This is a genomic window from Sphaerimonospora cavernae, from assembly GCF_042435035.1.
Lineage (GTDB): Bacteria > Actinomycetota > Actinomycetes > Streptosporangiales > Streptosporangiaceae > Sphaerimonospora > Sphaerimonospora cavernae.
In genome coordinates, this window is the sequence record NZ_JBHMQT010000001.1 from 39,491 (window position 1) to 58,254 (window position 18,764).

Below are 18,764 nucleotides of genomic sequence, written 5' to 3' on the forward strand. Positions count from 1 at the left end.
TCCCCATGTCGGCAGGTTGACCGGCTCGGTATCTCAGCCGAGCCTACTGTCGCTGCCGCGCGGCCCCATGTGGGCCTCGGCGCCCTGGGACGGTTGCCAGTCGAAGAGGTAGCCGCCCTCCATCGGCCCGATGATCACCTCGGCTCCCGGCTCGGCCCCCGCCCCGATCAGCGCGTCCTCGACGCCGAGCCGGTTCAGCCGGTCGGCCAGATAGCCCACGGCCTCGTCGTTGGCGAAGTCGGTCTGCCGGATCCACCGCTCGGGCTTCTCCCCGGTCACCTGGAAGGTGTTGCCGTCGACGCGCCGCACCGAGAACCCGGTCTCGCCGAGCTGCTTCGGCCGGATGACCAGGCGCGTCGGCTCCTCGACCGGAGCCTGTGCCCGGGCCTGCGCCACCATCTCGCCCATGGCGTACGACAGGGGCCGCAGGCCTTCGTGGGTGGCGGCGGAGATCTCGAAGACCCGCAGGCCGCGCTCCTCGAGGATGGGCCGGACGATGTCGGCGAGATCGCGGCCGTCGGGGACGTCGACCTTGTTCAGCACGACCAGCCGGGGCCGGTCGGTCAGCGAGCCGTACGCCGCGAGTTCCGCCTCGATCACGTCGAAGTCAGTGACCGGGTCGCGGCCCGGCTCGAGCGTGGCGCAGTCCAGGACGTGCACGATCGTCGAGCAGCGTTCGACATGGCGCAGGAACTCGTGGCCGAGCCCCCTGCCCTGGGACGCGCCGGGAATGAGGCCCGGCACGTCGGCGACCGTGAACACGGTCTCCCCCGCCGTGACCACGCCGAGGTTGGGGATCAGTGTGGTGAACGGATAGTCCGCGATCTTGGGGCGGGCCGCGGACAGCGCGGCGATCAGGGACGACTTTCCGGCGTTGGGGAACCCGACCAGCGCGACGTCGGCGACGGTCTTCAGTTCCAGCATGATCTCGGCCTCGTCGCCCGGCTCGCCGAGCAGCGCGAAGCCCGGGGCCTTGCGCTTGGTACTGGCGAGCGCCGCGTTGCCGAGGCCGCCGAAGCCGCCCTTGGCCGCGACGTAGCGGGTGCCCACGCCGACCAGGTCGACCAGCACCTCACCCGTCCTGGCGTCCTTCACCACGGTGCCGTTGGGGACGGCCAGGACGATGTCCTCACCGTTGGCACCGTCCCGGTTCGAGCCCATGCCCTGCTTGCCGTTGCCTGCCCGGCGGTGCGGACGGTGGTGGTACTCCAACAGCGTGGCCGTGTTGGGATCCACTTCCAGGATCACCTCTCCGCCGCGGCCGCCGTTGCCACCGTCCGGCCCGCCGAGCGGCTTGAACTTCTCCCGGTGGATGGAGGCGCAGCCGTTGCCGCCGTCACCCGCCTTGATGTGCAGGATGACGGTGTCCACGAACTCGGCCATCAGCCGCACCCCCCTTCGAAACACTCGATGAACAAACAAATGAGGCGGACCGAATCATCGATCCGCCTCACTAGGTCGTGCTGCTGTCCTGGCGGATCTACTCCGCGACCGGGACGATGCTCACGGCGCGACGACCACGCTTCATGCCGAACTGAACGTGACCGGCGGCCAGCGCGAACAGCGTGTCGTCGCCACCACGGCCGACGTTGTCGCCGGGGTGGAAGTGGGTGCCGCGCTGGCGGACGATGATCTCGCCTGCGTTCACCAGTTGCCCGCCGAAGCGCTTGACGCCGAGGCGCTGAGCGTTCGAGTCACGGCCGTTCCGGGTGGACGAGGCGCCCTTCTTGTGTGCCATGGTTCCCTCCCTTTCGGGGGTATCGGGGGTCGTCCCCCGGGAAATCACTGTCTTTCGGGGGTAGCGGGAGACGTCCCCTCCCCCCGGAAATCACTGACCGGGGTTGATGCCGGTGACCTTGACCTGGGTGTACCGCTGGCGGTGCCCCTGGCGCTTCTTGTAACCGGTCTTGTTCTTGTACTTCAGAATGCGGATCTTGGGGCCCTTGGTCTCGCCGAGAATCTCGGCGGTCACCTGGAACCGAGCAAGCGTGGCAGCGTCGGTAGTGACATCGCCGTCGTTGACGACGAGCACCGCCGGCAGCGACACCGAGGAACCGACCTCGCCGGCGAGCCTGTCCACCTCGAGGACGTCCCCGACGGAGACCTTCTGCTGCCTGCCGCCGCAACGAACGATCGCGTACACCGCGGAACCCTTCTTCTGGCTAAGTGCTGAGATGCCGCGCCCCGCATCCAGCTGCTGTCGATTACACGACCGGCTATCCGGGCAGGCGCGCGAAGCCAGGCGCGCTCACCAGACGCGCCGGTTGACTAGAGTACCGGATTATCGGCACCGAGGTCGAACCGGGTGGAAAGCCGGGAGCCCAAGCACTGCTCGGGCGTCAGTCTGCGGTCTTCCTGCGGGAACGGCGCCGCGTGCGCGGCTGCGCCGAGGCGTCGCCCCCATCCGAGGAGACAGCGGCTGAGGAGACCGCGGGCAGGGAGTCGGTGACGCCATCCCGCACCGTGGCGGACGCGGCCACCGCCGTGCCCTCGCCGGCGGAGCCGTTGAGCTTCTCCGCCACCGCCTTCTCGATCGCCATCTTGCCCTGCGTGCCGCGCGGCTCAGGCTTCCCCTCGACCGGCTCGGTCGAGACGATGATGCCACGTCCGTGGCAGCACTCGCACGGCGTCGAGAACGCCTCCAGCAGCCCCTGGCCGACCCGCTTACGGGTCATCTGGACCAGGCCGAGCGAGGTGACCTCCGCCACCTGGTGCTTGGTCCGGTCCCGCGCCAGGCACTCCAGCAGCCGGCGGAGCACGAGGTCGCGGTTGCTCTCCAGCACCATGTCGATGAAATCGATCACGATGATGCCGCCGATGTCCCGCAGCCGGAGCTGGCGGACGATCTCCTCGGCCGCCTCCAGGTTGTTGCGGGTGACCGTCTCCTCGAGGTTGCCGCCCTGACCGGTGAACTTGCCCGTGTTGACGTCGACGACCGTCATCGCCTCCGTGCGATCGATCACGAGCGAGCCGCCGGAGGGCAGCCACACCTTGCGCTCCATCGCCTTGGCGATCTGCTCGTCCACCCGGTAGACGGCGAAGACGTCGGTCGTCTCCTCCCACCTCGACAGGCGGTCGGCGAGATGCGGCGCGACGTAGCGGACATACTCGTCCACCGTCACCCACGCGTCGTCGCCCTCGACCACCAGCGAGCTGAAGTCCTCGTTGAAGATGTCGCGGACCACCCGGACCGTCAGGTCGGGCTCGCCGGACAGCAACTCGGGCGGACTGGCCGACTTGGCCTTGCGCTGGATGTTCTCCCACTGCGCCGACAACCGGGCCACATCGCGGCTGAGCTCCTCCTCCGAGGCGCCCTCCGCCGCGGTGCGGACGATCACGCCGGCGTTCTCCGGCATCACCTTCTTGAGGATCTGCTTGAGCCGGGCCCGCTCCTTGTCGGGCAGCTTGCGCGAGATCCCGGTCATGGAGCCGTCCGGCACATAGACCAGGTAGCGGCCGGGCAGGCTGATCTGGGAGGTCAGCCGGGCGCCCTTGTGCCCGATCGGATCCTTGGTGACCTGGACGAGCACGGACTGGCCCGACTTCAGCGCCGCCTCGATCCGCTTCGGCTGGCCCTCCAGTCCAACGGTGTCGAAGTTCACCTCGCCCGCGTACAGCACGGCGTTGCGGCCCTTGCCGATGTCGACGAACGCCGCCTCCATCGAGGGCAGCACGTTCTGCACCTTGCCCAGGTACACGTTGCCGACGTAGGACTGGCTCGACTCGCGGTCGACGTAGTGCTCGACGAGCACGCCGTCCTCCAGAACCGCGATCTGGGTGCGGCCGCCGTGACGACGTACGATCATGACGCGCTCGACCGACTCGCGGCGGGCCAGGAACTCCGACTCTGTGATAATCGGCGGTCGGCGGCGACCCAGCTCGCGGCCCTCGCGGCGACGCTGCTTCTTCGCCTCCAGGCGGGTGGAGCCGCGCACGCCCTGGACCTCGTCGAGGGACGTGGAGCGGGTGGCGCGGGGCGCCCGGATGCGGACCACCGTGTTCGGCGGGTCGTCGGCGGTGGGCTCGGCCTCCTCGCTTCCCCGCCGCCGGCGGCGCCGGCGCCGGCGCGAGGTGCCCTGGGCCTCCTCGGCCTCCGCCTCAGTGCCGCCCTCGTCCTCGGCCGGCTCTTCCTGCGTGTCCTCGGCCTCGGCATCCGAATCCGCGACGGACTCGGACTCCTCCTCGGCGTCCTCGCTTTCCTCGCCGTCGCGGCCGCGCACGCCGCGTCCGCGACCGCCGCGGCGCCGGCGGCGCCGGCGCGGCGTGCCCTCGTCCTCGGTCTCCTCCTCGGCGGTCCCGGTCGCCTCGTCGGTCTCATCCGCCTCGGCCTGCTCCTCGGGCACGGCGGGGCGCTGGGCCGGCACAGCGAACGGATCCGGTGCCTGGAAGAGCGGCTGGAACAGGGACGACGTCGCCTGGAACGACACCGACGGGACGACCGGCCGCTGCACGTGCAGCCCGAACGGGTCGGTCAGCACAGCCGTCGGCCCGCCCTCAGCCGGCTCTCCCTCGGCAGCCGTCTCGGCGGGCGGCTCCTCGCCGGAGTCAGTCTGCTCCGGGGGGAGTTCGGCCGGCGGCATGCCGAGCCGCAGCACGGCCGCGACCTCGGCCTCGGCGGCGCTCATCGCCCTGGCTCGTTCCGTGGCGGTTCGCTCCGTCGTCTCCTCGTCGGGCTTCTTCCGGCCGGTGCGCCGTCTGCTCCTGGCGGGCGCCTCCTCGGCGACCTCCTCGGTGGCCTCGGACTCGTCGCTCTGGGCGACGTCGGCGACCTCGGGGACATCGGTCCGCTTGCGGGTACGGCTGCGCCGTACGGACCGTGCGGGTTCCGCTGTGGCTCCCGCTGTGGCTTCCGGTGCGGCTCCCACGTCGTCCGGCTCCGCCGTCACGGCCTCGGCAGGAGCCGAAACGCTCTCGGCCGTGGGCTGCGGGGCCTCGCCGACCGGTTCCGATTCCGGGGTGACACGGCGACGGACGACCCGCCGCGGACGCTGTGTTTCGGCCGGCTCCGCCACCACGTGGGCGGCGCCGGCGGCCACCGTCATCACGACGGGAGCCACCGGTGGCAGGTCTTCCGGCTCCGGCGGGGGCCCGGCCGGGCGGCTCGCCGCACGGCGCCGCGGTTGCTCGGCCGCATCCGCCGACGGAGCATCGCTCACGCCGGGATCGTGCTCCCTTTCTTCAGTTGTCGTATCGCCTGTCGTTGTATCACCGTCAAGGCTCACAGCCCCGTCAGTGGGCTCGTTATCGAGCATGCGGGCGCTCTCCCGTCAGCCTCCGGGCACGTCGCCGCGCCGCACGGAGGCTCTCGTCTCTCGTGGTCCGCCGCGCTCCCGCAGGGGTGCCGCAGCGGCAAGTCTTATCGGTCTCCGCCTGCCCGGTCGAGGTCGAACGGGTCGGCGGGCTCACCGGTCGCGGCGTCGAGCGGCCCCTGCGCCAGCCTGGTCACCTCAGGAGGTGACGGCGGCGCGAAGCCTGCCACGAGGCGCAAACCCATGAGCACGTCGTCGGGCCGGACGGCAGGTGTTTCGTGCCGAACAACCATACGAAGTATGACACACGGCTGAACGGTCTCCTGACCTGCTGTTGTTCCCGTTCCGTTCGCGACGGCCAGCGCGCACACCGCCTGGCGGGTGTCGAACCGCCGCATCCCCTTCTTGGTCAGGCGTTCGACCTCCACCCGGTCGGCCGCCGAGAACTCCTGTACCGCATGCTCCACGGCGGCGGGATCGGCACCGGGAAGCCGCAGTTCCCACACCGAGCCCTCGAGCCGGTCCGCGAGGTTCCCGGTGTGCGCCTCGACCACGTCCAGGACATCGAGGCCCGGAGGCAGCGACGCGTCGAGTTCGGCGCGGAGCCGCCGCGGGTCGCACGGCCGACTCACGCCGATCTCGAGGTATTCGGCCTCACTCGCCACTCCCGTTGGAGCGGCGCCGGCGTAGGAGATCTTCGGATGGGGGCTGAATCCCGCGCTGTAGGCCACCGGCACACCGGCCCGCCGCACCGCCCTTTCGACGGCGCGGGAGATGTCACGATGGCTGGTGAAGCGCAGACGCCCCCGTTTGGCGTAACGCACCCTGAGGCGCTGCACCACGGGCTCGGGCGGTGGCCCATCGGGTACGGGTTTCAGGGTTCCGCCATCCTTCCGGTTTCGGTCAATCGTCTTCCAGAATAGCCGCGCCCCAGCAGTGCCCGCCCATCACGATCACGACCCAGGATCACAGGACGGTGAGGGGCAGCAGCTTCTTCCCGGTCGGGCCGATCTGGATCTCCGTCCCCATCGTGGGGCAGACACCGCAGTCGTAGCAGGGCGTCCAGCGGCAGTCCTCGACCTCGATGTCGCCCAGGGCGTCCTGCCAGTCCTGCCAGAGCCACTCGCGGTCGAGGCCGGCGTCGAGATGGTCCCACGGGAGGACCTCGTGCTCGTCCCGCTCCCGGGTGGTGTACCAGGCGACGTCCACCGGCTCGCCGGCCAGCGCCCGCTCGGCCGCCGCCATCCAGCGGTCGTAGGAGAAGTGCTCGCTCCAGCCGTCGAACCGGCCGCCGTCCTCCCACACGGTGCGGATGACCGCGCCGACACGGCGGTCGCCGCGCGACAGCAGGCCTTCCACGATCGACGGTTTCCCGTCGTGGTAGCGGTAGCCGATCGCCTTGCCGTACTCCTTGTCGGCGCGCATGGCGTCGCGGAGTTCGCGCAGGCGTCGGTCGACCGTCTCGTGGTCGCACTGGGCGGCCCACTGGAACGGCGTGTGCGGCTTGGGCACGAACCCGCCGATGGAGACCGTGCAGCGGATGTCCTTGGACCCGGTCGCCTCCCGCCCCGCCTTGATGACCCGCTTGGCCAGGTCGGCGATGGCGAGGACGTCGACGTCCTCCTCGGTGGGCAGCCCGCACATGAAGTAGAGCTTCACCTGCCGCCAGCCCTGGCCGTACGCCGTGGTGACGGTGCGGATCAGATCCTCCTCGGTGACCATCTTGTTGATCACCTTGCGCATCCGCTCGGAGCCGCCCTCCGGGGCGAAGGTGAGCCCCGAACGACGCCCGTTCCTGGACAGCTCGTTGGCGAGGTCGATGTTGAAGGCGTCCACCCGCGTGGACGGCAGGGACAGGCCGATCTGACTGCCCTCGTAGCGGTCGGCGAGGCCCTTGGTGACGTCGGTGATCTCCGAATGGTCGGCGCTGGACAGCGAGAGCAGGCCGACCTCACTGAAGCCGGACTCCTTGATGCCCACCTCGACCATGTCGCCGATCGTGGTGATCGAACGCTCCCGCACCGGGCGGGTGATCATCCCGGCCTGGCAGAATCGGCAGCCGCGGGTGCAACCGCGGAAGATCTCCACGCTGAACCGCTCGTGGACGGTCTCGGCGAGCGGAACCAGCGGTTTCTTCGGGTACGGCCACTCGTCCAGGTCCATGACCGTGTGCTTGAACACCCGTGAAGGAACGCCGGGGCGGTTCGGCACGACCCGCTTGACGCGGCCGTCCGGGTGATACTCGACGTCGTAGAACTTCGGGACGTACACCCCTCCGCTGGAGGCGAGGCGCATGAGCACCTCGTCACGGCCCCCGGGCGAGCCCTCTTCCTTCCACTCGCGAAGCACCTCGCTGATCGCGATGACGATCTGCTCTCCGTCGCCGAGCACGGCGGCGTCGAGGAAGTCCGCGATGGGCTCGGGGTTGAACGCGGCGTGGCCTCCGGCCAGAACGATCGGGTCCTCGTCGGTGCGCTCCGCCGCGCGGAGCGGGATGCCCGCCAGGTCCAGCGCGGTGAGCATGTTGGTGTATCCGAGCTCCGTGGCGAACGACACCCCGAGGACGTCGAACGCCCGCACCGGCCGGTGGCCGTCGACGGTGAACTGGGGGACCCTCTCGGCCCGCATGAGCGCCTCGAGGTCCGGCCAGACCGCGTACGTCCGCTCGGCCAGCGTCTCGGGCAGCTCGTTGAGGATCTCATAGAGGATCTGCACCCCCTGGTTGGGCAGGCCGACCTCGTAGGCGTCCGGGTACATCAGCGCCCACCGGACCGTCGCCTCGTCCCAGTCCTTGACCGTCGAGTTCAACTCACCCCCGACGTACTGGATCGGCTTCTGCACCTTGTGCAACAGCGGTTCCAGGCGAGGAAACAACGACTCGACAGACATACGTTCAGGGTATCGGCTCCGGCGGGGGTCCCAGCCGTCATCCGAACACCCGGTCCTTGATGTGGATCGCCTGCAGAACGCCCACCGCCATCATGTTGGAGAACGTCGCGGTGCCGCCGTACGAGACGAACGGCAGCGGCACCCCGGTGATCGGCATGATCCCGATGGTCATGCCGACGTTGACCAGCGTCTGGAACCCCATCCAGGTGACGATGCCTCCGGCCACCAGCGCGGCGAACCGGTCCTCGCACAGCCGTGCGATCCGCAGGCATCGCAGCAGCACCACCCCGAGCAGCAGCACCACCACCACCGCCCCGACGAAGCCCAGTTCCTCGCCGGCCACGGTGAAGATGAAGTCGGTGTGCTGCTCCGGCACGAAACGGCCGGTCGTCTGCCCCCCGTGGAACAGACCCTTGCCGAACAGCTCCCCCGAGCCGATCGCGATCAGCGCCTGCCTGCTGTTGTAGCCGATCCCGCGCGGGTCGGTCGACGGGTCCATCAGCGCGGTGAACCGCGCCACCTGGTACGGCTTGAGCAGCCCGAGGAACCACACGGCCGCCGCGCCCGCGACCGCCAGCATCACTCCGGCTGCGATCAAGCGCTTGTGAACACCTGCGTACACGATCATGCCGCCCGTGATCGCCGTCAACACCGTCGTGGTGCCGAGGTCGGGCTCCATCATGACCAGGACCGCCGTTCCCCCCCAGACGGCGAGGCACAGCGCCACATACAGATAGCGCGGCCGGTCCTTCTTCTTGTCTCCGGCCCGTGCCAGCAACATCGCCAGCAGCAGCACCAGGACCGGTTTGGCCACCTCGTCCGGTTGTACGGCGAAGCCGCCCCCAACGGCGATCCACGAGCGGTGGCCGTTGATCGTCGCGCCCATCGGGGTGAGGACCAGCAGCAGCCCCACGGTCACGATCCCGTACATCAGGGGCGCGTAACGACGCAGCACGCGATAGTCGGACACTGCGACGGCGCTGTAGAGCGCGAGGCCGATGCACAGGTTGAGCACATGCTTCTTGGCCAGCGCGGTCGGCTCGGCCGAGTTCCAGTTCCGGGTGGACGACCAGACCAGGAGCGTGCCGATGACGCTGAGTGCGACGACCGCGCCGAGAAGGATGCCGTCCATCCGCCGCAGAGGCGCTCCCTGGCCGACGACCCGCCGTACGAATGATCGCCTTCGAACCCGCAGCGCGTCAGTCATCTCGCATCACTGGGCCGCCACCCCGTCTCTGATCACCGGCAGCCGCGCCGGGGGCTTGCCGCCCGGAAGCGCGGGCTTGATCGGCTTGCCGTCGTCGCTCTTGCCGACGCCGTAGATCCCTTCCCAGATGCGGCGTACGGCCGGCGCCGCGGTCGACGCACCGAATCCGCCCTGGGCCACCATCACCACGGCCACGAACTGCGGGTTGTCCGCAGGGGCGAACGACGCGAACCACGACGTGTCGTCCTTGCCGAAGACCTCCGCCGTGCCGGTCTTGCCGCCGACCTTCACGACGTTGAAGTCGAACCCTCGGAAGACGGCCGCCGCCGTTCCGTCCACGGGCACCTCGGCCAGCGCCTTGCGGATGTAGTCGCGCACATGGTCGCTGATCGGCAGATGGCCCTCCACCGGCACCGGGATCTCCTTGACCAGCGTGCCGTCCGGCCGGACCAGGGCCCAGCCGATCCGGGGGCTGCGCACGTTGCCGTCGCCGACGAGCGCGGCGTAGGCCCGGGCGAGCTGGAGCGGGGTCACCAGCAAGGCGCCTTGGCCGATGGAGAAGTTGATCGCCTCGTAGGCGTGCCAGATGTTGCCCTCCACGCAGTTCTCGTGCGCGAGGCGCTTGGCATACGCGGCCTTGGCCGCGTCCTTCATCTCCGGATAGCCGGTCTTGGCCCGCCGGCACATGGTGTCCTTCATAGAGGCCCACAGGTCCTTCTTCCACTGCCGGCCCGGGACCAGGCCCGGGCTCTCACCCGGCAGGTCGATGCCGGTGCGCCGGCCGAAGCCGTACGCCTTGGCCATGTGGGTCATCGGCTCCTTGGGAGTGCCCTTGGGCTTCAAGCCGCCATCGGCCTTCCACTGCTCGAACCCCGCCTTGTAGAAGACCGTGTCACAGGACTTCACCAACGCCGTGTGCAGGGAGATGGACCCGAGAGACATGCCGCCCGCGTTGGCGTACGTCTGCCCGGCCGCGGTGTAGGAACTCGGGCACTCGTAGGTGCCGTTCAGCGGAGAGCCGTCCGCGATCATCGCCGAGGCTGAGCTGATCTTGAAGGTGGATCCGGGGGCGAACGTGCCGTTGATCGCCCGCGACACCAGTGGCTTGCCCGACTTGTCCGACAGCAGCCACCGGTAGTCCTTCTCCTTGATACCGCCCACCCAGATCGACGGGTCATAGGTCGGCCTGCTGGCCATCGCGATGACCCGCCCCGTCTTGACGTCCAGCACGACGGCCGCTCCTCCGTTCGACTTCGGCGTCTCCTTCATCGCCTGGTCGAGCGACTTCTCCACGATCGACTGGACCCGCTCGTCGATGCTGGTGACCAGGATGTCGCCCGGCACCGAGTTCGCCTGCTGGTCGACCCTGATGACCTTGCCCATCCGGTCCACCTGGACCCGCCGCAGGCCCGGTTTGCCGCGCATCGCCGCGTCGTAGATCGCCTCCAGCCCGCCCTGCCCGACCAGGTCGACACCCGAAAAGCTCGCCTTGAGCCCCTCGCGCCGCTCCAACTCCTGCTCGGTGACCGGCTGGAGGTAGCCGAGCAGCGCGGCGGCCTCCTTGCCGTGCGGGTAGTCTCGCCTCGCCTGGATCTCGGCCGTCACACCGGGGAAGTCCTCCTGGCGTTCCAGGATCTGCAGCGCCTGCCGGGTCTTCACGTGCTCGGCCACCGGGATCGGCGTGTACGGCGAGCCCGGCCAGCAGGGCCGCGAGACGCCCGGCCCGCAGGCCCGGATCTGCTGCTTGAGCTCGTCGTACGGGACGCCCAGCACGGTCGACAGCCGCCTCAGCACCGCGGCGCCTCCGTCATGCATACGCTCGAGCCGGCCCCGGTCGACCGACACCACGAGGCTGGTGCGGTTGCGGACCAGCGGGTGCCCCGACGAGTCGAGAATCGAGCCGCGCAGGGCCGGCACGCGCACCTCCCTGGTCCGGGTCTCGGTCGCGACCGTGCCGAACCGCTCTCCCTGCATGACCTGCACCTGCCACAGCCTTACGACGAGCACCACGATCATCGCGATCACGAGCACCTGCAGGACCAACAGTCGCCCACGCAACCGTGTCATGCCGTCCCCCGTCCCCAACTCGTCGTCGAGCCCATCCCCGTCGACCCGGCCCTGCCACGACGTCTTCGCAGCCGGTACCGGTCGCTCAACAGCCACACCACGGCGGGGACGGCCACGAGGTCACACAGCGCGGCCCGTGGCCAGGCCGAGCGCAGGACGGTCCAGGTGACCCCGGGGTGGCCCAGCAGCGCGCCGATCCCCGCTGCCAGACCGGGTGCGACGACGGCGCAGACCGCCACCGTGAGCATCGGCGACTGCCCGCCCACCCGGCCGGCGGCGTACCCGAGCGCACACAGCAGCAGCGCGTACTGCCCGAGCGTGTGACTGGCCGGCGGCAGCAGGTCGTAGGCGAGGCCACCGGAGAAGCCGATCACCGCGCCGGCCTGCGGCCCGCGCAGCGCGGCCAGCGTCAGAATGATCAGCAGCACGAAATCCGGTGCGTACGCGCCCAGCAACCGGTTCACCAGGCTCGCCTGCAGCACCAGGGCAGCGAAGATCAGCAGTGCCGCGGTCAGATTGCGGAGCATCAGGGTCAGTTCCTCCCGTCGCTACGCGCGGCTCCCCCGGCCGCCGGGCGACGCGGCGGCTCGCCCCGCTCCGGCGCGCGCGTATGGCCGTTCGCCCGCTCGGCCCCGGCTCTTCCCTCCTCGATCTGGGCCCAGGAGTCAGCCTCGGCCCGCCTCTCGGCGGCGACCTCCTCGCCACGGCCCGCCCGCTTCTCCTCATCCTTGCGCGGCTCCTTGACCTTGACCTGCCGCGGGACCGGCGGAAGCACCGAGTCACGCGGATCGCGCTTGGGCGCCTGTACCACGACCCCGACGACGTCGAGCGACGAGAAGTCGGTGAACGGCTTGGCATAGGCGATCTTGGTCAGCTCTCCCGGCAGCGACTCCACCCGCTGGATCACGCCGATGGGCACGCCCGGGACGTACGGTTTGCTGCGCTGCGAACCGAAGGAGACGATCCGGCCGCCCAGGGGCAGCGGCACCGTCGAGTCGAGCAACCGGAACTTGATCAGATTGTCACCGCCGCCCGCCTCGCCCAGGCCGCTCACAACGCCGATCTGGTTGCCGCCTTCGAGGCGGGCCCCCACCGAGAGGGCGGGATCGGTCAGCAGCAACACGGTCGCGCTGTCCGCCGCCGCTTGAACCACGCGGCCGACGAGCCCCCCGCCGGTGAGCACGGTCATGTCCGGCCGCACCCCGTCCTCGGTTCCCGCGTCGATCTCAACCGCGTCTTCGAAACCCGGAAAGGCCCGCCGGGCCAGCACCTGCGCAGGCACGACCCGGTAACGGCCCAGGCCCGCCAGCCCGAGCATCCGGTCCAGCTTCGCGGCCCGCGTGCTGTCGAGCTGCCGCGTGGACAGCTCGGTATGCAGCTTGGCGTTCTCCTTCCGCAACGTGACGATGGTCCGCTCGGCTTCGGGAGCGGCGCGGAGCATGCCCACGAAGTCCCTGACCGGTTTGGTGACGGTCGCGCTCACCTGCTCCGCCTTCGCGAAGATCCCGGACGCGACGTCATGCACCGGTCCGAGGACCGGCCCGCTCCCCACTCGGTGATCCACGGTGATCAGGACCAGCGCGGCGGCGAGGAGAAGTCCGACCGCGAGACGGGCGCGGCGGGTGTCTCTCATGACCGCTCCTTAAGTCGTGTGTCCATGGACCGGGAAGATCAGGCGGGCGTTGTGGGCCGCCCGCCAAGCGGGCTGGGCATGACTCTTGAAGCACGACCTAATTGCGAGGCTCGGGTACGAGCACCTGCTGGAGGGCTTCAAAGTCCTCCACACACCTGCCGGATCCCATCGCGACCGAGTCGAGCGCGTTGTCCGCGAGGTGTACGGGCATCCCCGTCTCCTCGCGCAACCGGTCGACCATGCCCTTGAGCAGGCCGCCCCCACCGGTCACCGCGATGCCTCGGTCCATCAGGTCACCCGAGAGCTCCGGCGGGCACTTGTCCAGCGTGGTCTTGACCGTGTCCACGATCACATTGACCTGTTCGCTCATCGCCCGGCGGATCTCTTCACTCGAGATGACCACGGTCTTGGGCAGGCCGGTCACCAGGTCCCGACCGCGGACCTCGGCGTGGATCTCCTCTCCCGACGAGCAGGCCGCTCCTACGGAGATCTTCACTTCCTCCGCGGTCCGATCCCCCAGCATCAGGGAGTGTTCCTTCTTGGCGAAGGCCACGACCGCCTGGTCGAGTTCGTCTCCAGCGACGCGGATCGACTGGCTGGTCACTATGCCGCCCATCGAGATGATGGCGACCTCGGTGGTGCCACCCCCTATGTCCACCACCATGTTGCCGGTGGGTTCGTGGACGGGCAGACCGGCACCGATCGCGGCCGCCATCGGCTCCTCGATGATGTACACGCGCCGGGCGCCGGCCTGGTATCCCGCTTCCTTCACCGCGCGCTGCTCGACCGCGGTGATGCCGCTGGGAACCGCCACAATGATGCGGGGGCGCACGAAGCGCGTACGCTTGTGCACCTTCTGGATGAAATATCGCAACATACGCTCGGTCACTTCGAAGTCCGCGATCACCCCGTCTCTCAGGGGGCGAATGGCGACGATGTTGCCAGGCGTACGGCCGATCATCCGCTTCGCTTCTATGCCAACCGCCACGATCTTTCCTGTCGTGACGTTGATGGCGACAACGGACGGCTCGTTCAGCACGACGCCGCGGCCTCGGACATAAACCAGCGTGTTCGCCGTGCCAAGGTCGACAGCCATGTCACGGCCCAGGAATGTCAGCTTGCTGCCCATGCGGAAGGAAGCCTTCCTTCAGGTGGTTAGCGGGTGGTTGGCGGGATAACGCATCGCACTCGAATCGTAACGCGATGTGTCCATTACGCGGCACATCGAGCCATCAGGCCCGGGGAAAATCGCCGCCACCCCGGCCAGATAATGGTCACCACCTGGGAAAACACCGCAGGCCCCGGGTTTGTCCCGGAGCCTGCGGTGCGACAGAGCGAGCCTCAGAAACGGTCAGGAAAAAAGATCTTGACTTCACGGGCGGCGGACTCGGGCGAGTCCGAGCCATGCACGACGTTCTCGCCGATCTCCAGGGCGTGGTCGCCTCGGATGGTGCCGGGAGGCGACTTGACCGGGTCGGTGGCGCCGGCCAGCGCACGGAACGCCTCGATCGCGCGGGGGCCCTCCACCACCAGCGCCACCAGTGGTGCGGAGGTGATGAACTCGACCAACTCGCCGAAGAACGGGCGCTCGGAGTGCTCTGCGTAGTGGGCCTTGGCGGTCTCGGCGTCGAGCGTGCGCAGGTCCATCGCCACGATCTTCAGGCCCTTGCGCTCGATCCGGCCGATGACATCGCCAATGAGGCCGCGACGGACCCCGTCCGGCTTGATCAGGACAAGCGTACGCTCAGACACGGTTTCTCTCCTTGTCGAATGGGACAGCGAGGCTGCTCGGTGGCGGTTTCCACCCGGGGATCCCCGTGCGCCCGAAGTCTCCGCGTTCCAGTGAAGACCGCGCAGACGGGTGAGACCGTCCCGGTACCCGGATCACCCCCAGGGTTCCAACCGCAACGGCAGCTTACCGGTCCCCGTCGGCGTGTCCGGCCGTGCCTTTCTCGCCTTCGGGTGACGGAGTCGGCGCCGGGATCATCACCTGGGTGTCCTGCCCGCCGAATCTCCGCTCACCGGCGGAGTCCGCGGTCGCGGCGGAAGCCGTACCGGCGGCCGGAGAGGCCTCGGGAAGCACGGAGGCACGACGAGCCAGGAACTGTGCGAGCAAGATGATTCCGACGACCACGCCACCACCGACCAGCGCCCACGTATGCAGCGCGTCGACGAAGCCGTTCGCGACCGCCTCTCCGGTGGCCGGCCCGGACTGGCTGATCAGGTGCAGCATCAGGACTTGAATGCCGGTGCCGAGCAGGAAACCGGCAAGCACCGCGGGAAAGCACATGGACAGGCCGAGCAGCGCCGATCCGATTCCGGCCAGCCGGAACGCGCTCACCAGCGCCACCGCCGAGCCGGCCGCGAGCAGTGTGAACGGCACCACGAGCGGCCATCCCGACGGCTCGGGCACGATCCACCAGATGGCGCAGAGACCGGCCACCATGGCCACCATCCCCACCGCCGGGAACGTCGTGACCTTCCGCTCCGGAAGCCTGCCCACGATGACGGCCGCAGCCAGAGTGATGAAAGCGGCGATGAGGAACGGCAGCCACAGTCCCTTCAGTCCTGGGCCGCCGAGCCCGCCCAGCTCGAGGTAGGTGGTCTGCGCCGCGGTCGGCAGCACGACCAGACCGATCGCCACGTTGACGAAGGCCAGCGTGCGCCCGCCCGGCCCATCGAACGTGCCGACCGCCCCGAGCCCCAGCATCGCCAGGACGGCGGCGGCCGCGACGGCCGCGACGACGGTGACCAGGATCGGGGGCCAGTCGAAGGTGAGGAAGATCCCGAGCGTGGCGACACCCGCGGCGGGCACCACCGCCAGCATGAGCTGCCTGCGTTCCGCCGGGGACGCACCCACCGAGCCCACCGGGGAGGCGCCCACCCCAGCCGACTCCGCGACTCCCGTCTCGCCGTACGACGAGCCACCGTCGCCCGCACCCTCGATAAGCCACAGGACCAGGTAGGCGGCGGCCAGCACGAGGGCGACCCCGGTCGGCAGCGGGTACGGCTGCAGCGTAACCCGCCAGGAGTCCGGACCGGCAAGGTCGGCGAGCGGGTGGAGCGCGAGCGCCTGGGCCGACAGCAGACTGACAGTGAGCATCCCCACCCAGAGCGGCAGCAGGACGTTCCTGCGTGGCCGCTCCCAGACAACAACGAGAGTCGCCGGGATGAGTGCCCCGGCCCCGAGTCCGTGGAGCACACGCAGCACGCCGACCAGTGCGGTCGAGTTCGCGTACCCGCCGGCGGCGTCGGCCACCGCGAGCAGCGCGAGACCGGCGACGAGAATCGGTGCGGCACGGAACCGGCGTACCGCCAGCGCCGCGAGGGGCACGGTCAGCAGCATGGCCGGCAGCGCCAGGCCATGCGCCCGCATCATGTCGACGTGCGAGACGCCGGGAGGCAGCAGCGCTGCGACGACCGAGATCGTGTTCGGGATCGCGACGACGGCGAGGGGCAGGGCGACCACGATGAGCAGCCCGGCGACGACGTCCAGAAGCAGGGGAACGCGCACGGCGCGAACCGCCGCGGCGGTCCGGGCCTGCGAAACGGGAGGGACGGCCATGCTTGCCGACTTTAGCGCTTCGTCGCGCCCTCGACACGGTGAGCGACGAAGATGGCCGTAATCCAGAGAAGAGCGAAGATCACTCCGAGGAAGAACATGACCGGAACGAGAAATCCGGTCGCAATCGCCAAGATCTGGAGGACTGTGCCCGCGATGTACGCGAACGACCGCTTGAGCATGCCCGTCACCACGACGCACAGGACCGCGAGCCCGATCCCGACCGTCACCGCGACCGGCGCGGAAACATGATTGATCTTGATCGCGACCGGAGTGGACAGCGCGACGACGATCGCCTCCATCCCGAGCACGCTCGCGCACAGCCGGCGCTTGCCCGGGGTCACCTCGAACAGATCGTTCATCTCGCTCTTCCCGTGTCGTTCGTTTGGGACTTCGGCCTCGCCCCGCCTGATGACCTCACCGCTCGGCCCCGAGCAGAATGCGGGCCTCGCCGACGGTCACCACAGAACCGGTGATGAGCACCCCGGATCCCAGCTCATCGCCCTGATCTGCCAGGGTGACGGCAACGTCGATCGCGTCATCGAGCCGTTCGGCCACATGGACACGATCCGGTCCGAAAATGCTCTGCGCACGCAGGCCCAGCTCATCTGGCCGCATGGAACGGGGAGAGGAGTTCCTGGTGACCACGACCTCCTCCGCTATCGGTTCCAGTAGTTCAAGGATCGAGTTGACATCCTTGTCGCCCATGGCGGCCACCACGACGACGAGCCGCGTGAAGCCGAACGCCTCGGTCAGCGCCTCGACGGTGGCTTCCATGCCACCGGGATTGTGCGCGGCGTCCAGAACCACCGTCGGTCCTCGTCTGACGACCTCGAGCCGGCCCGGGCTCGTCACCTGCGCGAACGCCTGCCGGACGACCTCATTACCCAGAGGATCATCACCCCCCGTCAGCGCCTCGACCGCGGCCAGCGCCGACGCGGCGTTTCCCGCCTGATGCGCGCCGTACAGCGGCAAGAAGACCTCCTCATACACCCCCTTGAGCCCCTTGAGCTGGAGCATCTGGCCCCCCATCGCGAGCTCTCGATGGAGCACGCCGAACTCCAGTCCCTCTCTGGCGACGACCCCTCCCACATCCGCCACCCGTCTCATCAGAACCTCGGCGGCCGGAAGCGGTTGCTGCGCGAGTACGGCGGTCGCGCCCGGTTTGATGATGCCGGCCTTCTCCTTGGAGATCGTCGCGACGTCCGGGCCGAGATAGTCGGTGTGATCCAACGAAATCGGGGTGATGACGGCGATCGTGCCGTCCGCCACATTGGTGGCGTCCCAGACTCCGCCCATACCCGTCTCGATCACCGCGACGTCGACGGGGGCGTCCGCGAACGCCGCAAATGCCATCGCAGTGAGAGTCTCGAAGAAACTCAACCGACCGACCTTGCTGTCGATCATTTCGAGGTACGGCGCGACATCCCGGTACACCTCGGTGAAACGACCCTCCGACAGGGGCTCCCCATCCACTGAGATACGTTCGCGGACCGAGGTGAGATGAGGGCTCGTGTAACGGCCGACACGCAGGTTACGTTCCCTCAGCAGCCCTTCGATCATTCGCGCGGTACTCGTCTTACCGTTGGTCCCGGCGACGTGAATGACTTGAAACGTTTTCTGCGGGTCGCCGATGAGCTCCATCAGCGCGCTGATCCGTTCGAGGGAGGGCTGGAAATCCCACTCCACTCCCCTGGCCATGACGGCCTGCTCGGCGACTCGGTATTCCACGGACATCAGCGTACGGGCTCAGCGCGACAGCGGTGTTCTCGGCGGCGGTGTTCTCGGCATCGTGGAGCAGCGCGTCGAGACCTGTGACGGGTTGAAGAGACAGCGGCCGGATCCGCACGCATCAGCCCACCAAGACACGCCGCCAGCGGGTTTCCGGTGGTGGCGGCTGCGGTGGCTGGGTTTCTCTGTTGATCAGTGGGGTCTGGTGGTGGCTGGGGGACTGGTGGACAAGGGTACAAGCGCGCCACCGGACCCCGCCACACACACCCCGCGCGCCCGGCCCCTTCCCCCACCGCCCCCACACCCGCGTGATCTTGCAGTTTCTCGCACACACGCCGCCCGACCTGCCCGGCCCCCCGGGGGGGAACACCCCCAGAAACACGTGAAGGCCACCCCACAAGGGATGGCCTCCACAAAAAGATTGTC

At 69.0% G+C, this 18,764-nt stretch carries 15 protein-coding genes; all 15 read right to left on the minus strand.

The window, feature by feature from the left end; translation table 11 throughout:
* Window positions 1–33 precede the first annotated feature (33 nt).
* Window positions 34–1,383, minus strand: coding sequence for a GTPase ObgE (obgE, locus tag ACFHYQ_RS00190; protein ID WP_394298986.1), 1,350 nt, complete (start codon window positions 1,381–1,383; stop codon window positions 34–36).
* Window positions 1,384–1,480: 97 nt separating this feature from the next.
* Window positions 1,481–1,738 (minus strand): 50S ribosomal protein L27, encoded by a 258-nt coding sequence (gene rpmA / locus ACFHYQ_RS00195; protein WP_055481469.1) that lies wholly within the window; start codon window positions 1,736–1,738, stop codon window positions 1,481–1,483.
* A gap of 90 nt (window positions 1,739–1,828) precedes the next feature.
* Entirely contained in the window at window positions 1,829–2,143 is a 315-nt protein-coding gene (gene rplU / locus ACFHYQ_RS00200; RefSeq protein ID WP_204015925.1) for a 50S ribosomal protein L21, read from the minus strand.
* 196 nt (window positions 2,144–2,339) lie between these two features.
* Window positions 2,340–5,252: an Rne/Rng family ribonuclease gene (locus ACFHYQ_RS00205; RefSeq protein ID WP_394298987.1), complete on the minus strand. Its 2,913-nt coding sequence runs from the start codon at window positions 5,250–5,252 to the stop codon at window positions 2,340–2,342.
* 104 nt (window positions 5,253–5,356) lie between these two features.
* Window positions 5,357–6,088 carry a TIGR03936 family radical SAM-associated protein gene (locus tag ACFHYQ_RS00210; protein ID WP_394298998.1) on the minus strand — a complete coding sequence of 244 codons (732 nt, stop codon included), beginning with the start codon at window positions 6,086–6,088 and terminating at the stop codon, window positions 5,357–5,359.
* A gap of 127 nt (window positions 6,089–6,215) precedes the next feature.
* Entirely contained in the window at window positions 6,216–8,138 is a 1,923-nt protein-coding gene (locus tag ACFHYQ_RS00215; RefSeq protein ID WP_394298988.1) for a TIGR03960 family B12-binding radical SAM protein, read from the minus strand.
* 37 nt (window positions 8,139–8,175) lie between these two features.
* A complete protein-coding gene (rodA, locus tag ACFHYQ_RS00220; protein WP_394298989.1) occupies window positions 8,176–9,345 on the minus strand; it encodes a rod shape-determining protein RodA in 1,170 nt (389 codons plus the stop codon).
* 6 nt (window positions 9,346–9,351) lie between these two features.
* Window positions 9,352–11,412 carry a penicillin-binding protein 2 gene (gene mrdA, locus ACFHYQ_RS00225; protein WP_394298990.1) on the minus strand — a complete coding sequence of 687 codons (2,061 nt, stop codon included), beginning with the start codon at window positions 11,410–11,412 and terminating at the stop codon, window positions 9,352–9,354.
* Window positions 11,409–11,939: a rod shape-determining protein MreD gene (gene mreD, locus ACFHYQ_RS00230; protein ID WP_394298991.1), complete on the minus strand. Its 531-nt coding sequence runs from the start codon at window positions 11,937–11,939 to the stop codon at window positions 11,409–11,411. The genes mrdA and mreD overlap by 4 nt, the downstream gene beginning before the upstream one ends.
* Window positions 11,940–11,944: 5 nt before the next feature.
* Window positions 11,945–13,045 (minus strand): rod shape-determining protein MreC, encoded by a 1,101-nt coding sequence (gene mreC / locus ACFHYQ_RS00235; RefSeq protein WP_394298992.1) that lies wholly within the window; start codon window positions 13,043–13,045, stop codon window positions 11,945–11,947.
* 97 nt (window positions 13,046–13,142) lie between these two features.
* Window positions 13,143–14,174: a rod shape-determining protein gene (locus ACFHYQ_RS00240; RefSeq protein WP_394298993.1), complete on the minus strand. Its 1,032-nt coding sequence runs from the start codon at window positions 14,172–14,174 to the stop codon at window positions 13,143–13,145.
* A 212-nt stretch (window positions 14,175–14,386) separates the two neighbouring features.
* A complete protein-coding gene (ndk, locus tag ACFHYQ_RS00245; protein ID WP_204015934.1) occupies window positions 14,387–14,797 on the minus strand; it encodes a nucleoside-diphosphate kinase in 411 nt (136 codons plus the stop codon).
* Window positions 14,798–14,960: 163 nt separating this feature from the next.
* Window positions 14,961–16,610, minus strand: coding sequence for a hypothetical protein (locus ACFHYQ_RS00250; protein WP_394298994.1), 1,650 nt, complete (start codon window positions 16,608–16,610; stop codon window positions 14,961–14,963).
* A gap of 11 nt (window positions 16,611–16,621) precedes the next feature.
* Complete coding sequence (locus tag ACFHYQ_RS00255) at window positions 16,622–16,969, minus strand: DUF4233 domain-containing protein (RefSeq protein WP_394298995.1); 348 nt, start codon at window positions 16,967–16,969, stop codon at window positions 16,622–16,624.
* 55 nt (window positions 16,970–17,024) lie between these two features.
* Window positions 17,025–18,344 (minus strand): bifunctional folylpolyglutamate synthase/dihydrofolate synthase, encoded by a 1,320-nt coding sequence (locus tag ACFHYQ_RS00260; RefSeq protein WP_394298996.1) that lies wholly within the window; start codon window positions 18,342–18,344, stop codon window positions 17,025–17,027.
* Window positions 18,345–18,764 lie beyond the last annotated feature (420 nt).